Below are 24467 nucleotides of genomic sequence, written 5' to 3' on the forward strand. Positions count from 1 at the left end.
GTCGAAAGATCTGATCACCATAAGGGAATTTAGTTCAATTTCTTATGCGCAGCTCAGGTTAATAGTGCAAACCATAAGTTTGCTTGCGCTTTATCTTTTATCATCAGTAATTTCCCCAACTTGACAAGTACTAGGCAGCTAAATAACCAGGCTCCTGTACTGAGAATAAGTGTCATCAGCATGACTATTTATTCTCCTCATCGGCAAGGTCATCGAGCAGAGATTGTAACTCATCAAGTTCGTCAGATTCGATAAGGCGACTATCTGTGAACATTGCTATGGGGAGAGGCCCGTCAATTTCAAGAATGTTTTTCGCAAAGTCGTTAGCATAGAGTGCCAATGTGGGCATTTTTAGTAAAGTTGCAGTAAAAGCTTTTTTATTACCTTGCTGGGTGATGTTTAAAAAGCCTTTATCATGCATACGCTCTAAGGTTTTGCGAGTCGATGAATAGCTCCATTCAAATTGCTGGGCAATTTCTTCGTGAAGCTCACGTGCAGTACGAGGCTCTTTTTGCCAGAGTAATTTAAGGATCTCGAGTTCGGTTGTGTTTGGTTTCATTGCTTGCTGACTTATTATCTTTGCGACATATGTCACACCTTATCAAGTTTAAAAGTGCGACACAAGTCGCAGCTGTATTTTTTTACTGTGGTTTATAATCCTGTATGCTAGATATGAATAGATAAAAATTACCCAGAGCCTTTGGTTTATCGTTTTTAAATGGGAAATGTGGCGTATGGAAAATCATGAACTAAACCGTTATTTACTGAATAAGCCGTTTGCGAGTGTTAGTCAACCATTTGGCGAAGGCATTGATGTATATAAAGTGAAAGATAAAATGTTTGCGACGTTAGCGCTTGGTAAAATAGGTCAAGAGAACAGCGCACATTGGTGGGTAAACCTAAAGTGTGATCCTGATGAGGCTGCCATTTTACGAGATATTTTTGAAGCGGTGATCCCCGGCTATCATATGAATAAGCGACATTGGAATACGGTGATTTTAGATGGTTCTATTGCGCAAGGTGAGATTGAACGTATGGTAGATAATTCATTTTTGCTGGTGGTGAGTAAAATGACCAAGAAAGATCAGACATCTATCTTGGTTCACGTTTAGCTTAGAATGGACTTATTTACAAAGTGGCATATCAAGGCTGCTTGGATTGTTTATGAGTGAGTTATGATGCTACTTTTGACGCCAACAGTGAAGTTAAGTGCTCTAAAATAGTATCTTTGCATACTGATGTATAGTCACGTGATAGTGAGATCCCATCACCAACGACAACGGCTTTATGTGCGGCATTTAACATTGCGACATCATTATGATCATTGCCAAAGCAAACTGTTTTTGACAAGTCCAGTTGTAATGCTTGAAGTGCGCTGAGTTTATTACTGTGTTGTGTAACGATATCAAAGCAATTCGTACCACTGTGATGGTAGTAGGTGAAGGTGTCTAAATGTTGTTCGCAGTAGGTATTTATTTCGTCGAAATGGTGACCCTCGAGTATTAATAGCTTAATGACTTGCTGTTGGCGCAAAGTGTTATTACAGCTTGGTTGTGTGCCTAACTTTGCCACCCATTGGTGAAACTCATGTGGTTTATCAGAAACTGCGTAGTCATAGTGACCGTCATAAAGGTAGGCTATATTTTTATCATCTAGCCATTCAAGTAGCTTAATGATTTGCATTTTATTGAATGCATTGGCATTGGTGACTTTTTGTTGCTTGCTGATCATCGCGCCATTACAACCAATTAAAGTATGATCCCAAAAGTACTCAGGTAAAACGGGTAGCGTATCTCTTAATGGACGAGCTGTTGCAAAGTACGTATTAATACCTGATTGCTCTAATGCTATGAGGACATCTGCTATTGGGCTACTGAGTGGCTTACCTTCAAAAATTAAGGTGCCATCTAAATCGAAAACAAAGTTGTGGATGTCGTTCATACTGATCCCTAGCAATAATGAATAAGTGCCTATTCTGCAATTAAATTAAGGGTCTGTCTAAAGTTTTATGAAGTGAATTTTCATGAAGGTGGGTGTCGTATGTTTACTTTTGGCGCTAGGTGACCCACATAGTTGTCAGGTAAAAATAAGTTGTTCTGATAGATGGGATATAATTATTGCGATTTTAAAACTAACCAAATGATTTTTATTAATAAGGTGTAAAGAGGTTTTATAGCTTGCGTCATGTATTTGCAATTTATTAAAAATATCTTACATTTTGGTCTTGAGTATTCTTAAAATGGCCTTAATACTATTAATGAGGTAAGCAAAAAAAAGGATACCCTATGAAAATCAATCTTTCAGGCCACCACGTAGATGTTACTGATGCAGTGAAGAGCCACGTCCAAGAAAAGTTTGCCAAAATAGAGAGTCACTTTCCATCACTGTTGTCTATTGACATTATAATCAGTAACGAACACAAAAAGTATTACACTGAAATTACGACCACTTATTCAGGTGTGAGCATTTCTGTGAAAGGTGAGAATGAGGTCATGTACCCAGCGATTGCCAGTGCAGCTAAAAAGTTAGATGCCGCACTAAAGCACCGCAAAGGTCAATTAAAAGCAAATCTACACGAAAAGCCTGTAAGTACGACACCGGAAATTGCACACGAAATTATCCAAGAAATGGAATTACGCTAAGCGTTAATGCATAACGAAATTAAACATCGAGTAGGGGCCTAGATAGGCCCTTTTTTTATGTTAGACTCAGCTTCTTTTGATTTATAAATGAAACCTATGACTGATTACCAAGCTGTATTAGATCGAGTCATTGATCACATTGAAGCTTTACGTTTTCAAGGTAAAGTGGCTAACTATATTCCCGCATTAGCTGAGCAGCCCCTTGGTCAGTTCTCTATTGCTATTCAAACCACGGATGGGCAAAGTTATTATGCCGGTGATATGAGTGCACGTTTTACTGTGCAATCGGTATCAAAGGTCATGACACTGACTATGGCACTGCAGCGCTATGGTGATGAATTATGGCAACGTGTGGGCAAAGAACCTTCAGGTACCGCTTTTAATTCGTTAACTCAATTGGAGTTTGAGAATGGTGTACCTAGAAACCCGTTTATTAATGCCGGTGCAATAGTGACGTGTGATGCGTTATATTCACGCTTGGGCGCGCCAATCCATACAATGTTGGAGCATTACCGCGCACAATCAGGCAATGACAAAGTAAAAATAAATAAACGAGTTGCACAGTCTGAATTTGAGCATCGCTATAGAAATGCAGCGATGGCCTATTTGATGAAATCGTTTGGTAACTTTAATAATGAAGTAGAAGAAGTGTTGTGGTCTTACTTTAATTACTGTGCGATTGAGCTCGATAGCTTAGAGCTTGCAAAGACTTTTTCCTATTTATCAAATCAAGGTTATTGCCAACAAAGTAAGCAGCAACTGCTCAGTGCAAAACAAACCAAGCAGTTAAACTCACTGTTGTTTACCAGTGGGTTATATGATGCCGCAGGAGACTTTGCTTATCGAGTAGGTATGCCGGGTAAATCAGGAGTGTCTGGTGCGATTATTGCTGTATTACCAAATGAATTTACTGTGGCGGTGTGTTCACCAGGACTAGATAAGGTCGGTAATTCAGTGGCAGGTATTGCCGCACTCGAGTTCTTAAGCGAAGAACTCGGCACGGCGATATTTTAACTCAAGCTCAATATTCTCTCTTATTGGGGCTATTTATCCCAATAAGAGGTTTCTAAAGAATCTTCTCGTTCAGGTAGACCACGTGACAATCGTGGTGAATGTTGCACTAATACTTCATAACTTGCACGATTCGCATATTTACTGATTTGTGCAAGGGAAGAATATGTAATTGCGGCTTGCTCATGTTTTGCTGAGTTTGGCACATTCAATTTGTGATATTCATTGGCAGACAAGTCATGTAGCACAGCAGCAAGTGCGCAATCACCGGCACCATTGGTATTCTTTATGGTATCAGGGCCGCCCATATAAGGTGCTGTGTGGCTATAGGCGCGAATTGGGTTTGGACAATCGGCCTTGCGCATGGCACGTGAAAATTCATACTGATTAAATTCAGGAATAGCGCCTGGCAGTAGGGGGTATTCAGTTTCACGCTTTACGCTATCTTCAACATACCCGGCCATAAACAAGCCTTTAGGACCTGCCGTGCAAATGACTAAATCCACCCAATCTAGCGCTTTGTCAGCGGCTAGTAATGGATCTGAGAATCCAGTGATCGCCTCTCCTTCTTCTTCATTCATCGCCAATATATCAACATGCTTTTCGACAAATTCGGCCCACCAAGTTGGATCTTGCTCAATTAAGAACTTAGTGCCAAGGGTCAGTACCACAGGAACACCTGCCTGGTTTGCATATTCTACGGCTTGCATAGTTGCTTGGGTCATTGTTTCATCACCCGTAGTCCGCATTAAATATGCACTGATCACCAACGCCGACGCTTCTTGGATCAAGGTCTTTGAAATAGACTCTGGACGCAAATAGTTCATTAAACCAGCACTAATTGCGAAAGTACGTTCGCCACTGTCATCAATCAGTGTAAAGCAGCGACCAATCGGCCCACCAACTGGTTGTAAGTGATCTAAATCAACACGACTAGATGTATTGCATAAAAATTTATATGCGTAGCTACCAATGTTAATGTTTTCACTCATTACACCAAGTAATACCGAGCGGTCGTCAGCCAGCACCGAGTAATTGTGCATTGTGTTACCAATTGTGCCACCAGCGAACTCATAGTCGACCATATCTTCACGCTTGAGGCGCTCATATAAGGCATTGGTTATATCACTGGCTATCACTTGTGACATACCACGTTGTAAACCAAATTCATCAAGGAAAGCTTGATCTACTTTGGCTTCAATATCTACGACGATTTGGTCGATACCACATATATAGCTGCGTTTTAATCTGTCGTCATTGCCCAATTGGTTTATTAGAGGGTCTTTCTCTTCCACTGGAAAATAATGTTTATGCCTACGGCGTCCCGGAAATTTCATGTTTTACCCGTGTGTTTGAGCTCAAGAAATAAAAAAAGCGGCGAATTATAGCGTAAGTGTGCCGTGTTGAGCCATGTCATTTTGGTAATTTTAGCAATAATATGTGGTATATTTACTCTTGACGAACCCCTCTTAATAGTAGCACGACAGAAAATCAATGACTGAAATAGAACAAGATCAATACTGGATGGCCAAAGCGCTTGACTATGCAGACCGAGCGGAACAACAAAATGAGATCCCCGTCGGAGCTGTAATAGTTAAAGATAATCAAATGATTGCAGCGGGGTGGAATCAATCTATTTGCAATCACGATCCGTCTGCACATGCAGAAATGTTAGCTGTGAGAGAAGCTGGGAAGGTGTTAGAGAACTATCGATTAGTTGATTGTACCTTATATGTCACATTAGAGCCGTGCCCAATGTGCGCGGGTCTTTTGGTGCATAGTCGTTTAAAAAGACTTGTGTTTGGTGCCAGTGATGCTAAAACCGGTGCTGCGGGGTCAATAATGAACATTGTCAACGAGCCTAAATTAAACCACCAATTAGAAGTAACTCAGGGTGTATTGGCAGAGGAATGTGCACAAAAACTGTCAGATTTTTTTAAGCGCCGTAGAAAAGAAATCAAAGCTGCAAAGAAGGCAAAACAAGCGACTCAGGGCTGAGCCGCGATTTCTTCCATTTGTTGCTGTGCAAATAATTTGCGACGTAACAGTACCTTTTTGTGGTTACTTTTGATTATAGCGCGGCGGCGATTCGCCTTAGTATGTTGAGTGTTTCGTTTAAATTGGTGAGTTCGACGTCTTCTAAGCATCGGCACCTCCTTATTTGTGAGAGAAAAAACACACATGGCAGAATTACAGGGATGTATTGCAATAGTATGACACTTGCATCAATTTGACGCTTTTTATTTGTCACTGCTTGTATTGAGCGCCCCATTTTCATCTAACCATATTAGAGCGTCATAATAACGACGAATGTTGTCAACGTATTGGATGGCAACATCTCCACGTGCATATCCATATCTTGTTTTTCGATAGTAGCGCTTTTTGATTAGAAGGGGTAGTCGTTTTTTTACCTCAGCCCAACTATCAGGATCGCTGTTTTGTTGCTTTGTTATTTTCCTTGCATCATTCACATGGCCCCATCCCACGTTATACGATGCAAGTGCGAACCAAGTTCTATCAGGTTGAGGAATATTTTTAGGAATACGCTTAATCAGTTTTTGTAAATACTTGGCACCACCGCGAATATTTTGTTCCGGCTTTAATCGGTTTGTTACGCCAACCTGCTTTGCGGTAGGTCGAGTGAGCATCATAATGCCCCGCACGCCAGTTGGGGATTTAGCGCGTGGGTTCCACATCGACTCTTGGTAACTGAGTGCAGCCAATAAACGCCAGTCTAATTCGCCGGCATACTCTTCAAACCAAGCGCGATATTTGGGCAATGTGTCATTACTGGCCTCAACAAAAGCAAGGGTATTTACGTAGTTAAATTCATCGATATGGCCAAAGTATTTTTCTTCTAATGCGTACAGTGTTTCGCTATTGTTCATACTCTCAAAAAAAGGCATCAGTAACGCATATAAAGAGTCGTCATGATCGTCTCTCAAAGCCCACGCAACGTGATCGGTTTGTGTTACGGAGAAACCAATACTCACATTGGGGTGATAACGGCGAAACAGGGCTAGGGTGTGTGAGTCGGCAATGGTAAAGTCAATCTCTTCATCAATGATTGCTTGAAGTAACTCTTCTTCATCTAAATTGTTGGTTGTCTGCCATTCTAAGCTTGGATACTCGTACTGAATTTTTTCTAACGACAATGCATGATTAGAGCCGTCAATGACGATGATTGGCGCATCAATATCTGCGAAGCTTCTGGGACGAACACGTCCCTGCTTATAGACTAATTTTTGGCTTACAGTTCGGTAGCTCGGGCCAAAGCGGTATTTTCGTAACGGATGATAACTTAATCCGGATGCCGCCAAATCAAGGTCGCCGCTGTTTAAACGCTCAAAAAGTTCTGTAAGGCTAAAAAAGGGCACAATTTGAAGGTGAACTCCTAGATACTGAGCAAAATGTTGGCTTAGCTCATATTCAAAGCCTTGTTCTGCTCTTTGAGATTGGAAGTAGTTGCTTGGACCAACCAAGGTACCAACTTTAATGACCTGTTTTTGCTTTATTTTCTCTAGTTGATTGGGTGGGGTTTTATCGCATCCGGTTATCAAAAGTATGACAACAACCATGATGAGCAGCCTTAATTGTTGCATTTTTTCGCCTTAAGAAAACCTCGTAATAAGCTACGTTAACGAAATTGTCTAATGAAAGCAAAACTCCCAGCACCTTGTTTTGTATACAACAAAGCCAAATTTTACGGTGTTGGCTAAATTAGGTGAGGTATTTTTTACGAGTTTTGACAATTTTGGGTTAAACCTAACCGCTATTTCTACTATAATGGCGACCCAAAATATCGTTCAATCCCTAACCCCGGATGAAAATACCTATGTTGATCTTACGTGGTGCTCCTGCACTGTCTGATTTTAGAGTTCAAAAAATCCTTAAAAGCTGCGCTGACGCGAACCTACCTATCACAGGTATTTATGCTGAATTCATGCATTTTGCTGATTTAACAAGTGAACTATCTGAAGCCGAATTGGTTAAGTTAAACAAGCTGTTGGAGTATGGTCCGACAATCGCTGAGCATGAGCCAGCGGGTCAGTTAATTTTGGTTACACCTCGTCCAGGCACGATTTCACCTTGGGCGTCAAAGGCAACCGATATTGCAAACAACTGTGGTTTAAGCCAAGTACACCGTGTTGAGCGTGGTATTGCGTATTATGTTGAAGGCGAGTTATCCGCTGAGCAATTATCAGCAACGGCGGCACTACTACATGACCGCATGACTGAAGCCGTGCATTCAGAGCTTGAAAGTGCAGGCAAGTTATTTAGTGTTGATGAACCTAGTCCAATGTCATCGGTTGATATTTTAGGTGGTGGCCGTGAAGCGTTAGCAACAGCAAACGTAGAGCAAGGTTTTGCATTAGCAGATGATGAAGTTGACTATTTGGTAGAAAACTTCCAAAAGTTAGGGCGTAATCCGAACGACATCGAATTATTTATGTTTGCGCAAGCAAACTCTGAGCATTGTCGTCATAAGATTTTCAATGCAGATTGGACAATCGACGGAGCTGAACAACCTAAGTCATTGTTTAAAATGATTAAGAATACCTTTGAAAATAACCCAGAAAACGTATTGTCTGCCTATAAAGACAATGCCGCAGTAATGAAGGGTTCTAAAGCAGGTCGTTTCTTCCCAAATAAAGAGGGTGAGTACACTTATAATCAAGAGAACATTGAAATCTTGATGAAGGTTGAAACCCACAACCACCCAACTGCTATTGCGCCTTTCTCTGGTGCTTCAACAGGCTCAGGTGGTGAAATTCGTGATGAAGGTGCAACTGGCCGTGGTTCTAAACCAAAAGCGGGCTTAGTGGGCTTTACCGTATCTAACTTACGTATTCCGGGCTTTGAACAACCTTGGGAAAGCGACTTTGGTAAGCCTGGGCGTATTGTTAACGCACTCGACATTATGACCGAAGGACCACTAGGTGGCGCGGCATTTAATAACGAGTTTGGTCGTCCAAATCTACTGGGGTATTTCCGTACTTATGAAGAAAAAGTAACGAGCCATAACGGCGAAGAAGTGCGTGGTTATCATAAGCCAATTATGTTGGCGGGCGGGCTAGGTAATATTCGTACCGACCATGTCCAAAAAGGTGAAATTCCAGTCGGTGCAAAGCTGATTGCACTGGGTGGTCCTGCCATGAACATCGGCCTAGGTGGCGGTGCAGCATCATCAATGGCATCAGGCCAATCTAACGAAGATTTAGACTTTGCTTCGGTACAGCGTGAGAACCCTGAAATGGAGCGTCGTTGTCAAGAAGTGATTGACAAATGTTGGCAGTTAGGTGATGAAAACCCCATTGCCTTTATCCATGATGTGGGTGCGGGTGGTTTATCAAATGCTTTCCCTGAATTGGTAGATGATGGTGGCCGTGGTGGTAAATTCCAATTGCGTAATATTCCGAACGATGAGCCGGGTATGGCACCACACGAAATTTGGTGTAACGAATCTCAAGAGCGTTATGTATTAGCAGTAGGTGTTGAAGACTTTGACCGTTTTGAAGCCATTTGTAAGCGTGAGCGTGCACAATATGCGGTGATTGGTGAAGCAACTGAGGAACGTCATTTAACCGTTTCTGATAGTCACTTTGACAACAACCCAGTGGATCTGCCGTTGGATGTATTGTTAGGTAAAGCGCCTAAAATGCACCGTGATGTGACTTCTCAACAGGTTGAAGGCAGCGCCCTTGAAACGGCTAACATCGATGTAGAAGAGGCTGCAAAACGTTTATTACGTTTGCCAGCAATTGCAGAAAAAACATTCTTGATCACCATTGGTGACCGCACGGTAACGGGCTTAGTTGCCCGTGATCAGATGGTTGGCCCGTGGCAAGTACCAGTTGCAAACTGTGCGGTAACTGCGGCAACGTATGATACGTATCACGGTGAAGCAATGTCCCTGGGTGAACGTACGCCTGCGGCATTACTTAACTATGGAGCATCAGCACGTTTGGCAGTGGCTGAGTCATTGACTAACATCGCAGGAACAAACATTGGTAGCTTAGAGAACATCAAGTTATCAGCTAACTGGATGGCGGCGGCCGGTCACCCTGGTGAAGATGCGGGTCTTTATGAAGCGGTTAAAGCCGTGGGTGAAGAGCTGTGCCCTGCATTAGGTTTAACTATTCCGGTTGGTAAAGACTCTATGTCGATGAAAACCAAATGGGATGAGAATGGCGAAGAAAAGTCAGTGACTTCTCCGCTGTCATTGATCATTACGGCGTTTGGTCGTGTTGAAGATATTCGTAAAACAGTAACGCCACAATTACGTACTGACAAAGGTGAAACATCACTCATTTTATTAGATTTAGGTGCGGGTCAAAACCGCATGGGTGCATCAAGCTTGGCACAAGTTTATAAGCAGCTAGGTGATAAAACGCCAGATGTAGACAGCCCTGAATTATTAAAAGGTTTCTACAATGCGATGCAGGCGTTAGTGGCTGATGAAAAGCTACTTGCTTATCATGACCGTTCTGACGGTGGTTTATTTACGACCGTGACGGAAATGGCATTTGCGGGTCACACGGGTGTGACTGTGAACCTAGATAGCTTGGTAGGTAGCGACATTGAAGCACTTTATAACGAAGAGCTTGGTGGTGTGATTCAAGTACGCAACAGTGACTTGAGCGCAGTACACGGTGTACTTGCTGCACATGGTTTAACGGCTATCAGTCATGAAATCGGCGCATTAAATAGCGAAGACACTGTGGTATTTAACCGCGCAGGTAAAGCGGTACTGAGTAATACTCGTACTGAACTTCGTACTATTTGGGCCGAAACGACTTATCAAATGCAGGCACTTCGTGATAACCCAGAGTGTGCTAAGCAAGAATTTGATGCTAAATTTGACGCCAAAGACCCAGGTCTAAACGTGAAGTTAAGCTTCGATTTAAACGAAGATATTGCAGCGCCTTATATTGCAACTGGTGCAAAACCACAAATGGCTATCTTGCGTGAGCAAGGGGTTAACTCACATATCGAAATGGCCGCTGCGTTTAACCGCGCTGGATTTGCAGCTGTTGATGTTCACATGAGTGATATTTTAGAAGGCCGTTTAACACTTGAGCAGTTCAAAGGCTTAGTGGCATGTGGTGGTTTCTCTTACGGTGACGTACTAGGTGCCGGTGAAGGCTGGGCGAAGTCTATTTTGTTCAATGATATGGCGCGCGAGCAGTTCCAAACCTTCTTCCACCGTGAAGATACATTCAGCTTAGGCGTGTGTAATGGGTGTCAGATGCTGTCAACAGTGAAAGAGCTGATCCCAGGCACTGAGCACTGGCCACGTTTTGTTACGAACAAATCAGAGCGCTTTGAAGCGCGCTTTAGCTTAGTTGAAGTGCAGGAAAGCCCATCAGTGTTCTTTAAAGGCATGGCGGGTTCTCGCATGCCTATTGCTGTTTCTCATGGTGAAGGTCATGCTGAATTTTCAAACCAGGGTGCAGTAGATACAGCCATTAACTCTGGTACTGTGGTATTGAAATTTGTTGATAACTACGGTAAACCAACCACGCAATACCCTAATAACCCGAATGGATCTGTTGAAGGTATTACGGGTATAACTTCTACTGATGGTCGTGCAACTGTGATGATGCCTCACCCAGAGCGTGTATTCCGCGCAGTGGCAAACTCATGGCATCCTGATGAGTGGAAAGAAGACAGCCCGTGGATGCGTATGTTCCGCAATGCACGTAGGCATGTTGGCTAAGTTAACTTAGTACAATCTATCGTGTTAAAAAGGTCGCTTATGCGGCCTTTTTTTGTTTCTTTTACCTGCACAGTAAAGGTTTTTTCTGTTTGAATAATATGCTAATTTTCTTCTTGAATGTTGATTTTGAAAAGGAAAGTCTTATGAGCGCTAAGTTGTTGGGTATATTTTCCGTTATTATTACAAGTTGTATGTTGAGCGGCTGCGGTTCTAGTGAGGGGGAAAGCGGTTCAGTCACAGCGGTACAAACTGACAGTGCTTCAAGCTTGGGAGGGGAAGTTGCTTATCAGCGTTATGTGACACAAAATCATGTACCTTTGATTTCATTAACTGATGAAAATAGCGTAAATGATTTAGACACGTTGGCTGCGAGCATTGGAGAACGAAGGATTGTACAGTTGGGTGAAAGCACCCATGGCTCGAAACAAATGAGTCAAATAAAAACAAGAATAATAAAGTACTTACATAAAAATCATGATTTCAATGTTGTCGCCTTCGAAAGCTCGGCGTTTGCCTGTAATCAAGACGTGAATCAAAAGCGAGAGCTCGCAAGTCGGGACTTACTACAGGGGTGTCTATTTAGTCTCTGGCACTCACATGAAGTACTTGATTTGTTTGAGTATATTGTTAACACTCAATCAACCGATAGGCCTTTAAAAGTTGTGGGGTTTGATGTTCAATTATCAGGGTTATTAGATACGCCCAGTTATATGACTGAATACTTTGAAAGTGCGATTGATAAAGAAGGTGTGTTGACTACCTTAGATATAGAATCTTTATTTTTAGATATTGCACAAATATCACGGTTGAGTTATTCATGTGAAATACAAGGCAATAGTCAGTCATGTGACACTATTTTGTCAGTTTTACCTGATGCACAAGCTGCTATAGATAAGCTTCAAGCATTATTTACTGATTCTACTATGACATCAAAAACAGCGCGATTTTTAGCAACATCATTCTCCCGAATGTTGGGCTTAGAAGAGGTGCGAGTTGGTGGAACCATTGCTGAGGGAATGGCGAGCCGAGATCAGAGTATGGCTGACAACGTTATTCAGTTAGCTACCGAGCTCTATCCGAATGACAAGATAGCTATTTGGGCACATAATACACATATTGCTGAGTATTTTTCAGATCACCGAACGCAATATCCGTTAATGGGCATGCACCTGAATGAATACTTTGGTGATGACTTATTTTCAATAGGGCTATATATGAACCAAGGTGCCAGCGCTGGTAATAGCAGGGAATCGTTATCTGTAAGGCCTCATAATCCAAGCTCATTAGAGTCGCTGACGACTATTGTAAATCAAGATGTTTTATATTTACCCTTTAGTAAAATAAATCAGCCAGGCCTTGAGGATGATTGGTTACACCAGCCTTACGAAACTAAGTACTGGGGAACGACTAATGTTCAAGTTGAGCTCGCAAAAGTATATGACGGCATTATTATGGTTAAATCATCGACATTACCTGATTACTTATAGCTATATTTAGCGATGGTAATCGCTAAATACCATTGGCGTCATGAAAAAGTATAGGTAACTAATGAATGGCCCCTTGCCTGTATTATGCTTTCATATACAGGCAGACTTCAGTGGTTTAACATCAAAAGGCGTTATCTCTTTTACTCTAAACCACTTGTATCATAGTAAAGTTGCTTGAGCGTGCCGCAGTTGACGAATTTGTAGATTAATTCATTGGCTGGTGGCACCACTTTTGAGGTTCTGAATTTTTGTAAACACGCTCCCGTTAAGTCAACAAAAATCAAATGGTTAAAACTCGGTTTGTTTTGGATTTTGTGTACATAAATACGTTCAGTACCTTTAACCGTGATCATATCGTATTCTTGCCATTTTGAGGGTTCAGCCAATTCAGTGAGCTTACGAGAATAGAGCTGTTTACTAAATACAATGTCGCGGTCGCTGTATACTAAGCTGCCCCCTTGTTTGTAATGCCCTTCGTAAATATCGGCGGTTACCGTAATCTCTTCACCACGCATTAAGCGTTCAATATTGAATGGCTTTGGCTTGATAGTGATAAGGTTTGCATCTCTTACTAAATTTAAAAATGCCACATCTGGGTTATCTATTTGATAGACCACTTGCACATCGTGTGGGGTTGTATACGTTGGAAAGTTAGCTGCATAGATTCGAGAACCTCGGTTCATTAGCACCATCGCATGCTCTGCTTTGTAGGCAGGGTTTAACGGAGGGAGTTGTTTTTCTTTTTCGGCTGCATACACATTGCCCAATACAAGCATGCACAGTGTTAGTAATAAAGTTCTCATTGGTATCTCTATATGAAGTGGTCACTATAGTATAGCGTGATGTATGTTACCTCTGGAGATTTTTAAATAAAGAAAGCGTGCTAAGCAACGGTTGATCTATGCCTTGTTGATACTCATCCCATGATTGCGAGAGGTGTTTATCCGGATACAGTGCGTCTGATGAAACACTATTAAACGAATAATAGCGTTTTGATAAGCTATAACGACGGTGTGAGTGTGGTAAAGAAAGCCGATGGGTTTCGCTATAATGATTAGGATCGCCTCCGCTTGGTGTACCAATAATTTGGGCGTTCAATAGTGATTTAAATTGCGCAGCGTTACTCATTGCAGCTGAAAAGGTGACATGGTCGATAAGTACGGCAATCTTATTTTGCCAGTCGAATTGATCGAGGGGGAGTAGGCAAGATGACAAGGCTAATCCACTGTAAAAGTTACCACCACCGTTACCTCTGAAATCGATAATTAATGCGTTGGCATTACTTTTTTTAATGGTTTTTTGAATGGCATCACACTGTGTGATAACTGAGAGCGGTTCGGGGTAGTGATCGAAGTCAATATATACTGTATCGTAAGCGGGAAGAATTGCGAACCTAATACCATCGAGTTTGATGGGTTGCCATGTGAGTGCTGGGTTAGTGCGCTTGAATGGGCGAGTGATCTGCGCAAATTGATGCATAGAGACGGCTTTTACAGTGTGTGTGTTTGCCATGGTGTTTTGTTTAAAAGTAAATTTGGCCGTGTATTGCTCGCGACTAACACCACTCCCAAATAATAGTTTTGCAATGGTAATTTGAAAAGCAAAGCGAACCTTAAAGCTATATCTATTATCAACACCAGCAATATAGGGCTGGAGCTTTTTTTGCAGTTCAGAGATAGCAATAGAATTGATAGCGACTAATTCACTGCCAATAAGGTGCTGATAAGGCTTAGCTGTGGCAACAACGCGTAAATGCTCTCCAAAAAACTGAAACTTAAATGGATAATGACGGTGAGGGCCTGACATGAGGTTATAATTGCTATGTCCGTCTCCAAGGCTTGCTAATAAGTGAGATATTTGTACTTCTATTTCTGCTTCATTGAGATGAGGGACTTTACTAAGTAACTGGCTTACATGTTGGTCGAATGTTCTCTCGCTAATAGTGTGAAATGGGTTGATATGGTGCTGCTTAACACTTGCTTGAAGATTAAGAATATCTTTTTTCCATTGCGCTGCGCTCAGTGGTTGTGCAGCGGTAGCAGTACAGCACAACGAAAATAATATTAAGAGTAATTGTTTAAACATAATCATTCTCTTTCTAATGATTAATTAAATAGTGAGAGGGAGAAATACCAAAACGTTCCATGAAGGCGCGTCTGAAACTATCATAGCTTTTAAACCCCACTTGAGAGGCTATTAGCGAGAGGTTTGGATGTTCCAAGTTCATTAAATCTTTGGCGCGATCTAATCGCATCTTTTTAAAGTATTGACTAGGCGTTGTATTAAAGTATTTCTTAAAAAGCCTTGTTAATTGACGTTCACTTAATGCACATACTTCAGCCATTTCAGTGACTGTGCATGGGGACGAAATATTTTCAATGAGCCAATCTAACAAAGGGGAAAGTCGGATACTTTCATTGCTTTGTATCTCTAACAAATCAGAAAACTGGCTTTGGTGGCTACTTCTTTGCAGGTAAACCACTAATTCTTTAGCAACCTTAGCTGCAATAACGTTACCATGATCAGAACGGATCACTGCCAGTGCGAGATCAACACCGGATAACACGCCCGCAGAAGACCAAACACCTTGATCTTCTATATAAAGTGGGTCGGGTGAAACATCGCAATGACTGGCCCGTGATGCCAAATCATTACAGTGACGCCAATGTGTGGTGATATTCAGGGGTTTATCGCGATAAAGTTGGGCTAGGATAAATGACCCTGTACAGATACTCATCACTTTTTTAGCGCTATCTGCGAGGTTTCTCAGCTGTTTGGTTTGGGTATTATTTAGCGCTAAAGTGCGCATGCCAGCACCACCGCATATAATTAAATAATCGACGTCTAATACATCATCGAGCGTATATTCAACCAGAACTTTTTGCCCATGAGTACTTTTTACTTCACCTCTTCTCAAGCTGAATAACTGACTTGAGTAGTACTCACTAACAAAGCTATTGGTTTCCATGAATGCGTCGAGTGGGCCGAATAAATCAAGTGCCTGAAAGCCGTCCGCTACAAAGAAAAGTAATTTTTTAGTCATAATATCCTCCTTGAAATTGAGTATACAAGGAACTGAAATGTCGGTTATGGCATATTCACGACGAAAACCGACATTTTAGATGAAAATATATATGCTGCTAAATAAACACTGACCAACGTGTTTGCACCTGAGTACATTAGTGTGGAGGATTAAGCTCATTTTCTAATTGTTCATTCATGGCCTTGAGCCCTGAAACCTTCTCTTTCGCGAACTCTATTTTTTCTTGGCTGAGGCCTTCTCGTATTCCACGGGCTATAAGCATTTCTAAACGCACTATTTTTTGCTTAGAGGCGCTAATAAATGCCATTTTAAGTTCGCGCTCTTGGTGTGCATGAAATTGCTTATATGCCTGGTGATCATCTAGCTCACCAGAGTAAGAACGTGTATTTTTGGACTTAGTAATAGGTGGAATATAGGGCTGAGCTTGAATGGATGCTTTCACCTGATCCAGTGAACTGATTTGATTGACCACAGGAGGCTGATTTTGGTTAATTGTAGTGCGAATATCATCTTCTATGTGTGGTGTTTTTTTACGTACAGTCGAGCCATTATTATGCTCTATCAATGGCTGAGATTGAGGCGTAATGGCTATCAAAAAATAGCCAAATGCACAGAGTAAGAGTGTTATGAGGGTTAATTTTAGCAAGTTCATAGTGATAACTTATGTGTGTTCAGCCAAGCTTGTTTGTTTTGTCGGTAAGTTTGCTGTGCCAAATCTTCTATCAGTGCAAGGGTTGCTTGATATCTTACTGTTTCTGAGTCGATAGCGTGATAGTCAAACTTTATATGGTGAGTTTGCGCAACAAGCCACTTTCCGTCCGGACTTCTTATTGGGCCAGCTAACAAAGACTCTTTTAAGCTAAATACCACTTGGTGTGCCCATTGGCTGTTTTGTTTTCGAGTGACTTTACCTTGGGTATCTGCAAATATGCTCTTTAATGCGTATTGTTTTAGTGCGTTTTTGATACTGGTTGCTTGTGCTAGTTGTTTAAAGGTTGTGGCAGCTTGTGAAGTTGAAAACAGAACGCCGCTAGCAGTTACACGACTTTTGTGCTTAAAGTCGGCTTTATTTTTTACATAAAATGCGGTGATGTCAGAGTGAGTGATTTTTCGCTTAAGTGCTTCTACATAAGGGCTTCGTTCACCATGCATATGCGATTGCACGCCAAAATAATTTAGCATAGGAGAGCGCAGTAGTTCCCCTGAAGCTATCAGGTTAAGATGTTTTAATGCGATACCTGAGTGGGTTAGATGGGTCGCTAAAGATGTCACAAGGTGATGATACTGCCTAATATCACCAATTAACTTTTTAAATAACGCATAGTCTCCTTGGTGGAGCTTATAGCGGTTTTGCATTGACTGCTCTAACATTAGCTCGGCAAGGGTAAATGGCATGCCAGTTAAAGGCGCCAAGTTAATGCTTTCTAATTGTGTTAATTGCATGGGCGAATACTGGTTATCATTGGGGTAGGGGGGTAAAGCCGCAAGCAATGCGGTTTTGGTATAGAGTGACCAATCAATTTTTGGGGCTGAAGGTAAGTGAATATCACTAAAGTGATTTTTTAATAATGACAACACGTAACGACGAGTATGAAATACTGTTGCATAGCCAACATCTGCTTGACGAATAAGCAACTGCGGTTGATGTTTATGCGCTTGGGCCAGTAAATACTGATTTTCATTGAGTCTGGCTTGCGTACTGTGGCGTGTAAAATCACTTTGGTGTTGTGAAAATACGGTATGCATGAGTGCAACTTCAGACTCACTGAACGATGTGATGTTTGCCATCGTTGGCAAGCTAACAAGGCTTGCCAATAAAATGAATATCCCCCGCATTAGCGACTAACCATTGCGTGATTAAGCAGGTGAACAACCATGGCAATTGCATGGGGGATCACTTGTTTGGCGGTTGTTAGGCGATCGTAATGATCTTGTGAATTGAGGACTATTCCGCCTTGGGCATAAGAAAAAGCACCGCCTTGCGTTAATAAAGGTCTAATGTCTTGGCTATTTTTGGCGATAGGTGTAAAAGTTGCCATTGCTGAACGCACAAGTTGCAGGTTATTTAAATCTTCTTGATCATAGTAGTCTTTAACCCAAGACTCCCAACTTGAATGGTTTAAAGCTGAAGTAGTCCATGTATGATGAGGTTGCAACAAGTCGGTGGTGTGAAAAACAAAGCCAAGTAATTGGGGTTGACCACTTTGTAAAAAGCTCTGATACCAATATTGCCCTAAATTATCGATAGGTTGAAAAGGCATCTCTTCAAAATCATCATACATGCTGTAGTTTGAATGGCTATCAACTCGGTAATTGGCTTCGGTCACTCCATAGGTATTGTATTGGGTGTCATCAGCCCTAAACCAACCGGTTTCGCCACCAGCGCCATCATCTAAGTAATCCCCTTTTAGCCATGTCGCAGCTAAGCTGTCGACATTTCCCCAAACGGTTAGTTTTTCATAGTTATAACCGCCAAAATCATTGCCGTGGCTATCAGCACCTTGTGTGTGGTTTTGGAAATGCCAATAACTGGTATATTTAACGATACTTTGGGCTGCGCCCCAAAGAGGTGCTTGTACGCAATCTCCGGTTATTGCCCCGCAAAAAAATGTATCTTCAAAGTCATCAACATCATAGGCTGCTTGGCCTAACAAATTAGCTAATGCGTTTATGGTTAAGTTGTTGGCATTGGCATATTGTTTAAGTTTATTGTACTGCGTTGTCGTTGGATTTTGTGCCATATAATTGACTGCATCAATAACAATCCGTTTGTGAGTTTCTTGACTAAACGCATAGGCATTTGAACCCATGAGTGCAAGTGAGCATAGTGCGAGTATTTTTTTCATATTGTCCTCGTAAAGTAATAACTCTATTTTGATAGGTTATTAAACGGAACTAATATGAACCTTTCATTAATATAATGTTAATTTTTGGGTGTGTGTCCTTCTGTTAAAAGTTGTTATTGTTGATGTTGTTTTGCTCAGGTATGATCAAATATGAACTATAAGCACATTATTAGTGTATCCAAGGACTATGAAAAAAATAATAATATTGTTTTCTCTCTTGTTGTGTTGTTCGTTTAGCGCTTACACAAGTGAGGATGAATACGAAGACGATGGATTTTTATGGCAGCTGAGCCTCGGCGGCTTTTGGGTTGATTTAGCACTACCTGAATTAGAAGGAGCAAAATCTGATTTTGATGATATTTCACTCCTCATAGATGCCAAAATTCAATATAAACGTTTTTATTTGAATACGCATTCAGGGGACTTTTTTGGTGGTTCGGATTTCGGGTATCAACTGGTTCTTGAAGACGACTGGGGGGTTGATGCGATATACGGTAATTATCAGCTGCCCTTTTCTGAAGAAGGTTACTATGGTGATGAAGGGTATGTTGCTGAACTCAGTGGAATAAAAAAGCGTAAGCAAGATAAATCTATTGGCTTATCTTATTATAGAACACTAGGTGAATATCAAGCAGTTGCAGAGCTAGTGTATGACACATTTGGTGATTCAAATGGTTGGGTATTGCACTTTGAAGCAACGCGAAACTTTGAATTACGTAATTGGGACTTATGGCTTAATTTTGGGGCCAACTATTATTCCGCTAACTTTATTGATTACTTTTATGGTGTTGATGCTGATGAAGCCACCTCAAGGCGCCCAATCTACGAGTTAGATGATTCAATGTCGGTGTTCACCCAAGTGCAAGCCAATTACCCCATCGCTGAAGATTGGGTATTTAGTGCTGGTGCATCCATTCTCATTGGCGCAAGTAATACTAAAAAAAGCCCGCTTGTTAACTCTCGGCACGCACGTGCAGTTTTTGCGGGAGTGAAATATGTATTCTAAAGTAGTCTCAATTAATGCCTTAATGTTTATTGCAGGGATGTTTAGCCATCAGGTTGCTGTGGCTAATGGCGAAGGAGTAGTAGAGATTTTACATGCAGCACCAAGTAAATGCGTTGCCTTAAATGAAGGGCGTACGTGCTACGCAGATGTTAAGTTCTCTATTAACACGCCAGCGCTAGGCGATTACTGTATTAGAGAAAGTGTGTCTAAAAAAATTCTTCAGTGTTGGGCCAGTTCACAAGCTTTTGAATTTGTTTTGGGGTTTGGATCTGCAGAAAGTGTGAGTTATGAGCTTATTTCCAAGTCACAACGTGATGTACTCGCTGTGACAACCATTGAAGTAAACTGGGTACATAAAATCCAAACGAAGAAGCGTCGTTGGCGCTTGTTTTAGCCCAATATCACAGCGAGTCAATGTTATTAAGGTAATATTGAGCTCGCTGTAATGTTTGCTGTTTTGTCACATCATCTTGTTTGTCCCAATTACGATATACCATGCCGATCCTCGGATTTTTTGCAAAGCGTGTTCTATGCTCAATCATAAAGTTCCAATATAAACTGTTGAGTGGGCATGCATCTTCTGTCGTTTTTTGTTTCACGTTGTAATGGCAACCACTGCAGTAGTCACTCATTTTATTGATGTAATTACCGCTTGCAGCATAAGGTTTTGTGGCGACTATCCCATTATCAGCAAATTGTGTCATGCCTCGGGTGTTGGGCATTTCGACCCACTCAATGGCATCAATATAAATACCAAGGTACCAGTTATCTACCTGATCCGGGTCTATGCCGGTGAGCAAACAAAAGTTACCCGTTACCATTAAACGTTGAATGTGATGTGCATAAGCCCAGTCCAAACTTTGTTTGATGGCCTGCTGCATGCAGCGCATTTTTGTTTGCCCATCCCAGAATTGTTTTGGAAGATCACGTGTTGCAGTCAGGGTGTTGTAAGTTACGTAGTCTGGCATATTTACCCAATAAACCGCCCTGACATACTCTCTCCACCCTAGAATTTGCCTGACAAACCCTTCAATTTGTGAAATGGAAATGGTGTCTTGATTGGCGTTATATGCATTTATGGCGGCGTCGATAACTTGTTTCGGCGAGAGTATTTTACTGTTTAGAGCAAAAGATAATCGGCTATGGTAAAGGCTCCATTTATGTGGACTGTTGGCGGTCATAGCGTCTTGGAATTTACCAAACTGCGGCAACAAGTATTTACAAAAATAAGTGAGTAATTGCTGCGCTTCGGCCCGATTGGTTGGCCAAATAAATGGTTGTGATAGTTCACCAATTGTCTTTATTTTATGCCGCTGGATACGGGCAATAATGTCGCTCATATCATAACTAAATAGCAGAGGCTCTGGAATGTGGGGTATATCTGCTTTTTTTAACTTAGCTCGGTTATCTGAATCAAAATTCCACTGCCCACCCGTGGGGGCGTCACTCTCCATCAAAATACCAAAGCGTTTGCGCATTTTTCGGTAAAAGTGCTCCATGGTGACATGTTTATCTTTTGTGAAGTAAGTTGATATCTCATTAAATGGCAAAAAGAAGTGGCTGCTCTGTACACAGTGCACACTGGTATTTTCAAGAACCATGTTTGATAATTGTTGAGCGAGGCGATATTCGTCAGGCTGCTGATACTCAAACTGTGCGCAGCCGTATTCAGTACATAACCGTTGTATTAATGCCGGTAAATCCTTGTCATGCGCCGTGTCATCAAGGGTTAAATAGCTTACTTGATATTGAGCTTGTTGCAATGCATTGGCAAAGCGTGCCATCGCGGCAAAAAAGCCGCATACTTTTTGAATATGATGTGTGGTGTAATTGGTTTCTTGGTGCAATTCTGCGATGACGTAAATCACATTTTGCGTTTTGTCTTGGAACCAAGCGTGTCCCACATCAAGCTGATCGCCTAATATTAGGCGAAGTGTGGGACTACTTTGCATTCGATAATCTCCCAGGTTGATCATTCGGCCATCCGGTCATGTCCGTGTGATCGACCAAATCAATAGGCACACTGGCTGTGTTTTTAGGGCGCCATAGTTGTGTATATGTACCCTCAGGGTCATAAAGTTGTGTTTGTTTTTGTATATTGAAATGGCGACCTCCTCTGCTGTCGGCACCAACTCCCGCGATATATTGCCAATTTCCCCAATTGCTGGGTGCATCATAGTCAATAAGTCGTTGCTCAAAGTAAGCGGCCCCATAACGCCAATCTACTTTCAACTCGTTAACAAGGTAGCTGGCGATAATTTGGCGTCCTCGATTAGAGACCCACCCAGTCTCATTGAGTTCGTTCATGAGGGCATTCACTAAAGGCTCTGGTGTATTAGCATTACACCATGCACTAAACAAATGCGCATAAAAACTGGTAAGAGGCTTGGTCTGTGTGATCCCCGTAAATTTAAATAACGCGCCTTGATGCAATTGGCTATACCAATGAAAGTACTCACGCCACAGTAGTTCAAAATAAATCCAGTAGGTTGACTCATTACTGCCGTATTGACTTTCATACTCATTAAGTGCTCTTAAAACTTGCTGAGGACTCAAAGCGCCATGAGCAAGGTACGGGGAAAAAGAAGTTGAGAAATGACTGCCATGCAGTGCGTTTCGAGTCTGTTTGTAGTGCGAGGCAGCGTGTGACCTAAAATACGCTGCCAAATGTTTTTGCGCATTGTCTTCACCACCATAATAGCCATTATTTTGGCTATTAATAAGATGCTGTGGCAGTTTAAACTGCATCATATGAGGTGGAGGCGGAAGATGATAACATGGTTGTTGGGATGCAATTAAAGCGCGATCACATTGTTCATCGCGTTCTATCCTTTTTCTAAAGGACGAAAATGATTTTGGCAATTCAGTAAGGTCAAAAGGCAATTGCGTTCGATAGTACATTTGGCTGTTGTTTGCTGTTTGAAAGTTTACGTCCGAAAATGTATTTTTGAGCCATTGCCATAAACGGCTTTCGTTATATGCCACGGGTATTGATGAACCAACATGCGTTATTTCATAGCGGTGAATGTAATCTGATACCACTACTCTTGGATCACCATATTCAATGTTTAATGTTTGGCCAAATTGCGCTAAAGCGTTTTGCAGCCCCTGTAATGTGCTCTTTAGGTACCCTCTTTGTGCCTGACTAGATGTCGTTTGGCTAAAATGTTTATCAAATCGAGTTTGGGGTGGGACGCAGTATAAACATATCAAGGTATCGACACTTGCGGATAATAAATATAAGGCGTCATTGTCTTGCACACGGCAGTCTTGGGTAAAAAGGTAGAGACCTATTCGTTTCATAGTTACTTGTTCGTTAAACTAATTATACTAGGTATACGAACAAAAAAAAAAAAAGCCCAATTGGGCTTTTTAAATCATAGTAATTTATTTTTTACTGACATTGTTCAACCAAACCACGTAAATGCTCACCAATATCTTGACTCTGGCTTTGCCCATCCTGTAAAAGGTGACTTACCTTATCTTGTAACTCGCTTAAATCATATTCGCCGAGTAAAGTGCGTAAGTAATTTACCGTGTCAGCACCTTGCTGTAGAAGTTTGGGAATATTTTCCAGTGAAATCTCTTGATTGGATAAGCCTCCAATTGTTTCGGCCAACTTAGAGAGGTCGGCACTATCTTGTAATGCACCTTCCACTTCAATCAAGGCACCCATCGGGTCTCCATCAAGTTGTTTTGCTACACAGGCAGCAACACTGCCTTTTTCAGCCGTGGCTGAAACAGCAGCTAAACCTTGTTCCCTAATCGCTTCAACCGCCTCTTTTAATTCACTATTTTGTGATAAATACTGTTCTTCAATTTGCTTTTTTGATGACTCAAATACATCACAGCCTGTTATCTGAAGCAGTAAAATACTCGATAAAAATAACGACTTTTTCATAACAATTCTCTTTGCGTAAACTGCGGTTGAGTTTACTGTGATTGTCTTAAAAAGTCATCGTAAGGTCGAAAGCTGCTGTTGTTTTTGCTGCCTAAAGTTTTGTAAGTTAACAACGTTACTCGTTTGAAAAACAACACTTTTAATTATGTTGGCAAACATGTGTAGTGCCTTTCGCCAAGCGTTTCGTAAGGCCAATGTAAACTGGCGCCCCAAGTGCAATTGTAGGGTTTCTAGCATGGTATGGCACAGTACAGCTATATCTTGTTCACTGAGTTTGAGTGCATCGAAATGTAGTTTATGTTGAGTTATCAAATCTACTAATGCGCTTTGTTGGGGGAGTAATGCAATACCCTCACTTAAAAAAGTTTGAATACTATGTTCAACAGTGAGTAGATGCTTTGGCGAACTAGGCATCGCAAACTCCAGCTCATATCGCTTCAATTGAGTATGCAAGCTAACACAAAAGCAGTGAAAATTTGGCTTTAGTGTCGCGAAAGATTGCGTTAGCAGTTGGTACTGATAAGGAGAAATACTCATAATCGCCTCTTGTCGATTAAGAGCGCGTCCGTTTGCTCGGATGGAAAAAATTGTCAGGAAATTTCAAACGTCAGTTTGAAAAATCAGACATAACCAAACTTGATAGCCGTGGTACTGCACAATCCAAATACTACCTTGAGCCCAAACAGTGTGACTGTTTCTTAAACTCATAAGAGAAGTATAGGTGTGAATAGGTAGGTTGTGAATGAAAAAGTGACTGTTGGCCGCAATATGTAGATAACAGTGATGATAAACAAGGGATTATCATCACTAT

The 24467-nt window shown here is 41.5% G+C and carries 23 protein-coding genes; 8 read left to right on the forward strand and 15 right to left on the reverse strand.

What is annotated here, in order from left to right; all coding sequences use genetic code 11:
- Positions 1–184: 184 nt before the first annotated feature.
- Positions 185–559, reverse strand: a complete 375-nt coding sequence (locus tag CWC18_RS03155; protein WP_119860164.1) for a BlaI/MecI/CopY family transcriptional regulator — start codon at positions 557–559, stop codon at positions 185–187.
- Positions 560–734: 175 nt separating this feature from the next.
- Here CWC18_RS03155 and CWC18_RS03160 point away from each other — a divergent pair, with 175 nt between their 5' ends.
- The gene (locus CWC18_RS03160; protein WP_138674698.1) at positions 735–1112 is read left to right on the forward strand and encodes an MmcQ/YjbR family DNA-binding protein; all 378 of its coding nucleotides are present in this window, start codon (positions 735–737) and stop codon (positions 1110–1112) included.
- Between the two features lie 61 nt (positions 1113–1173).
- On the opposite strand, the gene CWC18_RS03165 is transcribed toward CWC18_RS03160, so the two are convergent.
- Complete coding sequence (locus CWC18_RS03165) at positions 1174–1941, reverse strand: HAD-IIB family hydrolase (protein WP_138674699.1); 768 nt, start codon at positions 1939–1941, stop codon at positions 1174–1176.
- 344 nt (positions 1942–2285) lie between these two features.
- Here CWC18_RS03165 and hpf point away from each other — a divergent pair, with 344 nt between their 5' ends.
- Entirely contained in the window at positions 2286–2642 is a 357-nt protein-coding gene (gene hpf, locus CWC18_RS03170; protein WP_119860129.1) for a ribosome hibernation-promoting factor, HPF/YfiA family, read from the forward strand.
- Between the two features lie 96 nt (positions 2643–2738).
- A complete protein-coding gene (gene glsB / locus CWC18_RS03175; protein ID WP_138592802.1) occupies positions 2739–3656 on the forward strand; it encodes a glutaminase B in 918 nt (305 codons plus the stop codon).
- Between the two features lie 29 nt (positions 3657–3685).
- On the opposite strand, the gene CWC18_RS03180 is transcribed toward glsB, so the two are convergent.
- Complete coding sequence (locus tag CWC18_RS03180) at positions 3686–4990, reverse strand: inosine/guanosine kinase (protein WP_119860131.1); 1305 nt, start codon at positions 4988–4990, stop codon at positions 3686–3688.
- A gap of 157 nt (positions 4991–5147) precedes the next feature.
- Here CWC18_RS03180 and tadA point away from each other — a divergent pair, with 157 nt between their 5' ends.
- Complete coding sequence (gene tadA / locus CWC18_RS03185; RefSeq protein WP_138592803.1) at positions 5148–5651, forward strand: tRNA adenosine(34) deaminase TadA; 504 nt, start codon at positions 5148–5150, stop codon at positions 5649–5651.
- Here tadA and CWC18_RS20960 read toward each other — a convergent pair.
- Both CWC18_RS20960 and mltF read right to left on the reverse strand, forming a co-directional pair.
- Positions 5642–5800, reverse strand: a complete 159-nt coding sequence (locus CWC18_RS20960; RefSeq protein WP_171041022.1) for a hypothetical protein — start codon at positions 5798–5800, stop codon at positions 5642–5644. The two genes, tadA and CWC18_RS20960, sit on opposite strands and share 10 nt — an antisense overlap.
- Before the next feature lie 93 nt (positions 5801–5893).
- Complete coding sequence (gene mltF, locus CWC18_RS03190) at positions 5894–7255, reverse strand: membrane-bound lytic murein transglycosylase MltF (RefSeq protein ID WP_138592804.1); 1362 nt, start codon at positions 7253–7255, stop codon at positions 5894–5896.
- A gap of 233 nt (positions 7256–7488) precedes the next feature.
- On the opposite strand from mltF, the gene purL reads away from it, so the two are divergent.
- Both purL and CWC18_RS03200 read left to right on the forward strand, forming a co-directional pair.
- On the forward strand, positions 7489–11373 hold the full coding sequence (gene purL / locus CWC18_RS03195) for a phosphoribosylformylglycinamidine synthase (protein ID WP_138674700.1): 3885 nt from the start codon (positions 7489–7491) through the stop codon (positions 11371–11373).
- Between the two features lie 143 nt (positions 11374–11516).
- On the forward strand, positions 11517–12860 hold the full coding sequence (locus CWC18_RS03200; RefSeq protein WP_171041023.1) for an erythromycin esterase family protein: 1344 nt from the start codon (positions 11517–11519) through the stop codon (positions 12858–12860).
- A gap of 140 nt (positions 12861–13000) precedes the next feature.
- Here CWC18_RS03200 and CWC18_RS03205 read toward each other — a convergent pair whose 3' ends face one another.
- The 6 genes from CWC18_RS03205 to CWC18_RS03230 all read right to left on the reverse strand — a co-directional run bounded on the left by CWC18_RS03205 (position 13001) and on the right by CWC18_RS03230 (position 18749).
- Positions 13001–13663, reverse strand: a complete 663-nt coding sequence (locus CWC18_RS03205) for a hypothetical protein (protein WP_138592807.1) — start codon at positions 13661–13663, stop codon at positions 13001–13003.
- 46 nt (positions 13664–13709) lie between these two features.
- Positions 13710–14945 (reverse strand): S41 family peptidase, encoded by a 1236-nt coding sequence (locus tag CWC18_RS03210; protein ID WP_171041024.1) that lies wholly within the window; start codon positions 14943–14945, stop codon positions 13710–13712.
- A 13-nt stretch (positions 14946–14958) separates the two neighbouring features.
- Positions 14959–15903 (reverse strand): GlxA family transcriptional regulator, encoded by a 945-nt coding sequence (locus CWC18_RS03215; RefSeq protein WP_138592809.1) that lies wholly within the window; start codon positions 15901–15903, stop codon positions 14959–14961.
- Positions 15904–16039: 136 nt separating this feature from the next.
- A complete protein-coding gene (locus CWC18_RS03220) occupies positions 16040–16555 on the reverse strand; it encodes a hypothetical protein (RefSeq protein WP_138592810.1) in 516 nt (171 codons plus the stop codon).
- Complete coding sequence (locus CWC18_RS03225) at positions 16552–17739, reverse strand: peptidyl-prolyl cis-trans isomerase (RefSeq protein WP_138592811.1); 1188 nt, start codon at positions 17737–17739, stop codon at positions 16552–16554. Before CWC18_RS03225 ends, CWC18_RS03220 begins: the two co-directional genes overlap by 4 nt.
- Complete coding sequence (locus CWC18_RS03230; protein WP_138592812.1) at positions 17739–18749, reverse strand: phospholipase; 1011 nt, start codon at positions 18747–18749, stop codon at positions 17739–17741. The genes CWC18_RS03225 and CWC18_RS03230 overlap by 1 nt, the downstream gene beginning before the upstream one ends.
- Positions 18750–18936: 187 nt before the next feature.
- On the opposite strand from CWC18_RS03230, the gene CWC18_RS03235 reads away from it, so the two are divergent.
- Positions 18937–19755, forward strand: coding sequence for a MipA/OmpV family protein (locus CWC18_RS03235; RefSeq protein ID WP_138592813.1), 819 nt, complete (start codon positions 18937–18939; stop codon positions 19753–19755).
- A complete protein-coding gene (locus tag CWC18_RS03240; RefSeq protein WP_138592814.1) occupies positions 19745–20149 on the forward strand; it encodes a DUF3019 domain-containing protein in 405 nt (134 codons plus the stop codon). The genes CWC18_RS03235 and CWC18_RS03240 overlap by 11 nt, the downstream gene beginning before the upstream one ends.
- Before the next feature lie 7 nt (positions 20150–20156).
- Here CWC18_RS03240 and CWC18_RS03245 read toward each other — a convergent pair whose 3' ends face one another.
- The 4 genes from CWC18_RS03245 to CWC18_RS03260 all read right to left on the reverse strand — a co-directional run bounded on the left by CWC18_RS03245 (position 20157) and on the right by CWC18_RS03260 (position 24193).
- Positions 20157–21707 carry a cryptochrome/photolyase family protein gene (locus tag CWC18_RS03245; RefSeq protein ID WP_138674702.1) on the reverse strand — a complete coding sequence of 517 codons (1551 nt, stop codon included), beginning with the start codon at positions 21705–21707 and terminating at the stop codon, positions 20157–20159.
- The gene (locus tag CWC18_RS03250; RefSeq protein ID WP_138592816.1) at positions 21697–23058 is read right to left on the reverse strand and encodes a DASH family cryptochrome; all 1362 of its coding nucleotides are present in this window, start codon (positions 23056–23058) and stop codon (positions 21697–21699) included. Before CWC18_RS03250 ends, CWC18_RS03245 begins: the two co-directional genes overlap by 11 nt.
- A 91-nt stretch (positions 23059–23149) precedes the next feature.
- Positions 23150–23656, reverse strand: coding sequence for a hypothetical protein (locus CWC18_RS03255; RefSeq protein WP_138674703.1), 507 nt, complete (start codon positions 23654–23656; stop codon positions 23150–23152).
- Positions 23657–23710: 54 nt separating this feature from the next.
- Positions 23711–24193, reverse strand: coding sequence for a globin (locus tag CWC18_RS03260; protein WP_138592818.1), 483 nt, complete (start codon positions 24191–24193; stop codon positions 23711–23713).
- Between the last annotated feature and the right edge of the window lie 274 nt (positions 24194–24467).

This window comes from Pseudoalteromonas aurantia, assembly GCF_005886875.1.
Lineage (GTDB): Bacteria > Pseudomonadota > Gammaproteobacteria > Enterobacterales > Alteromonadaceae > Pseudoalteromonas > Pseudoalteromonas aurantia_A.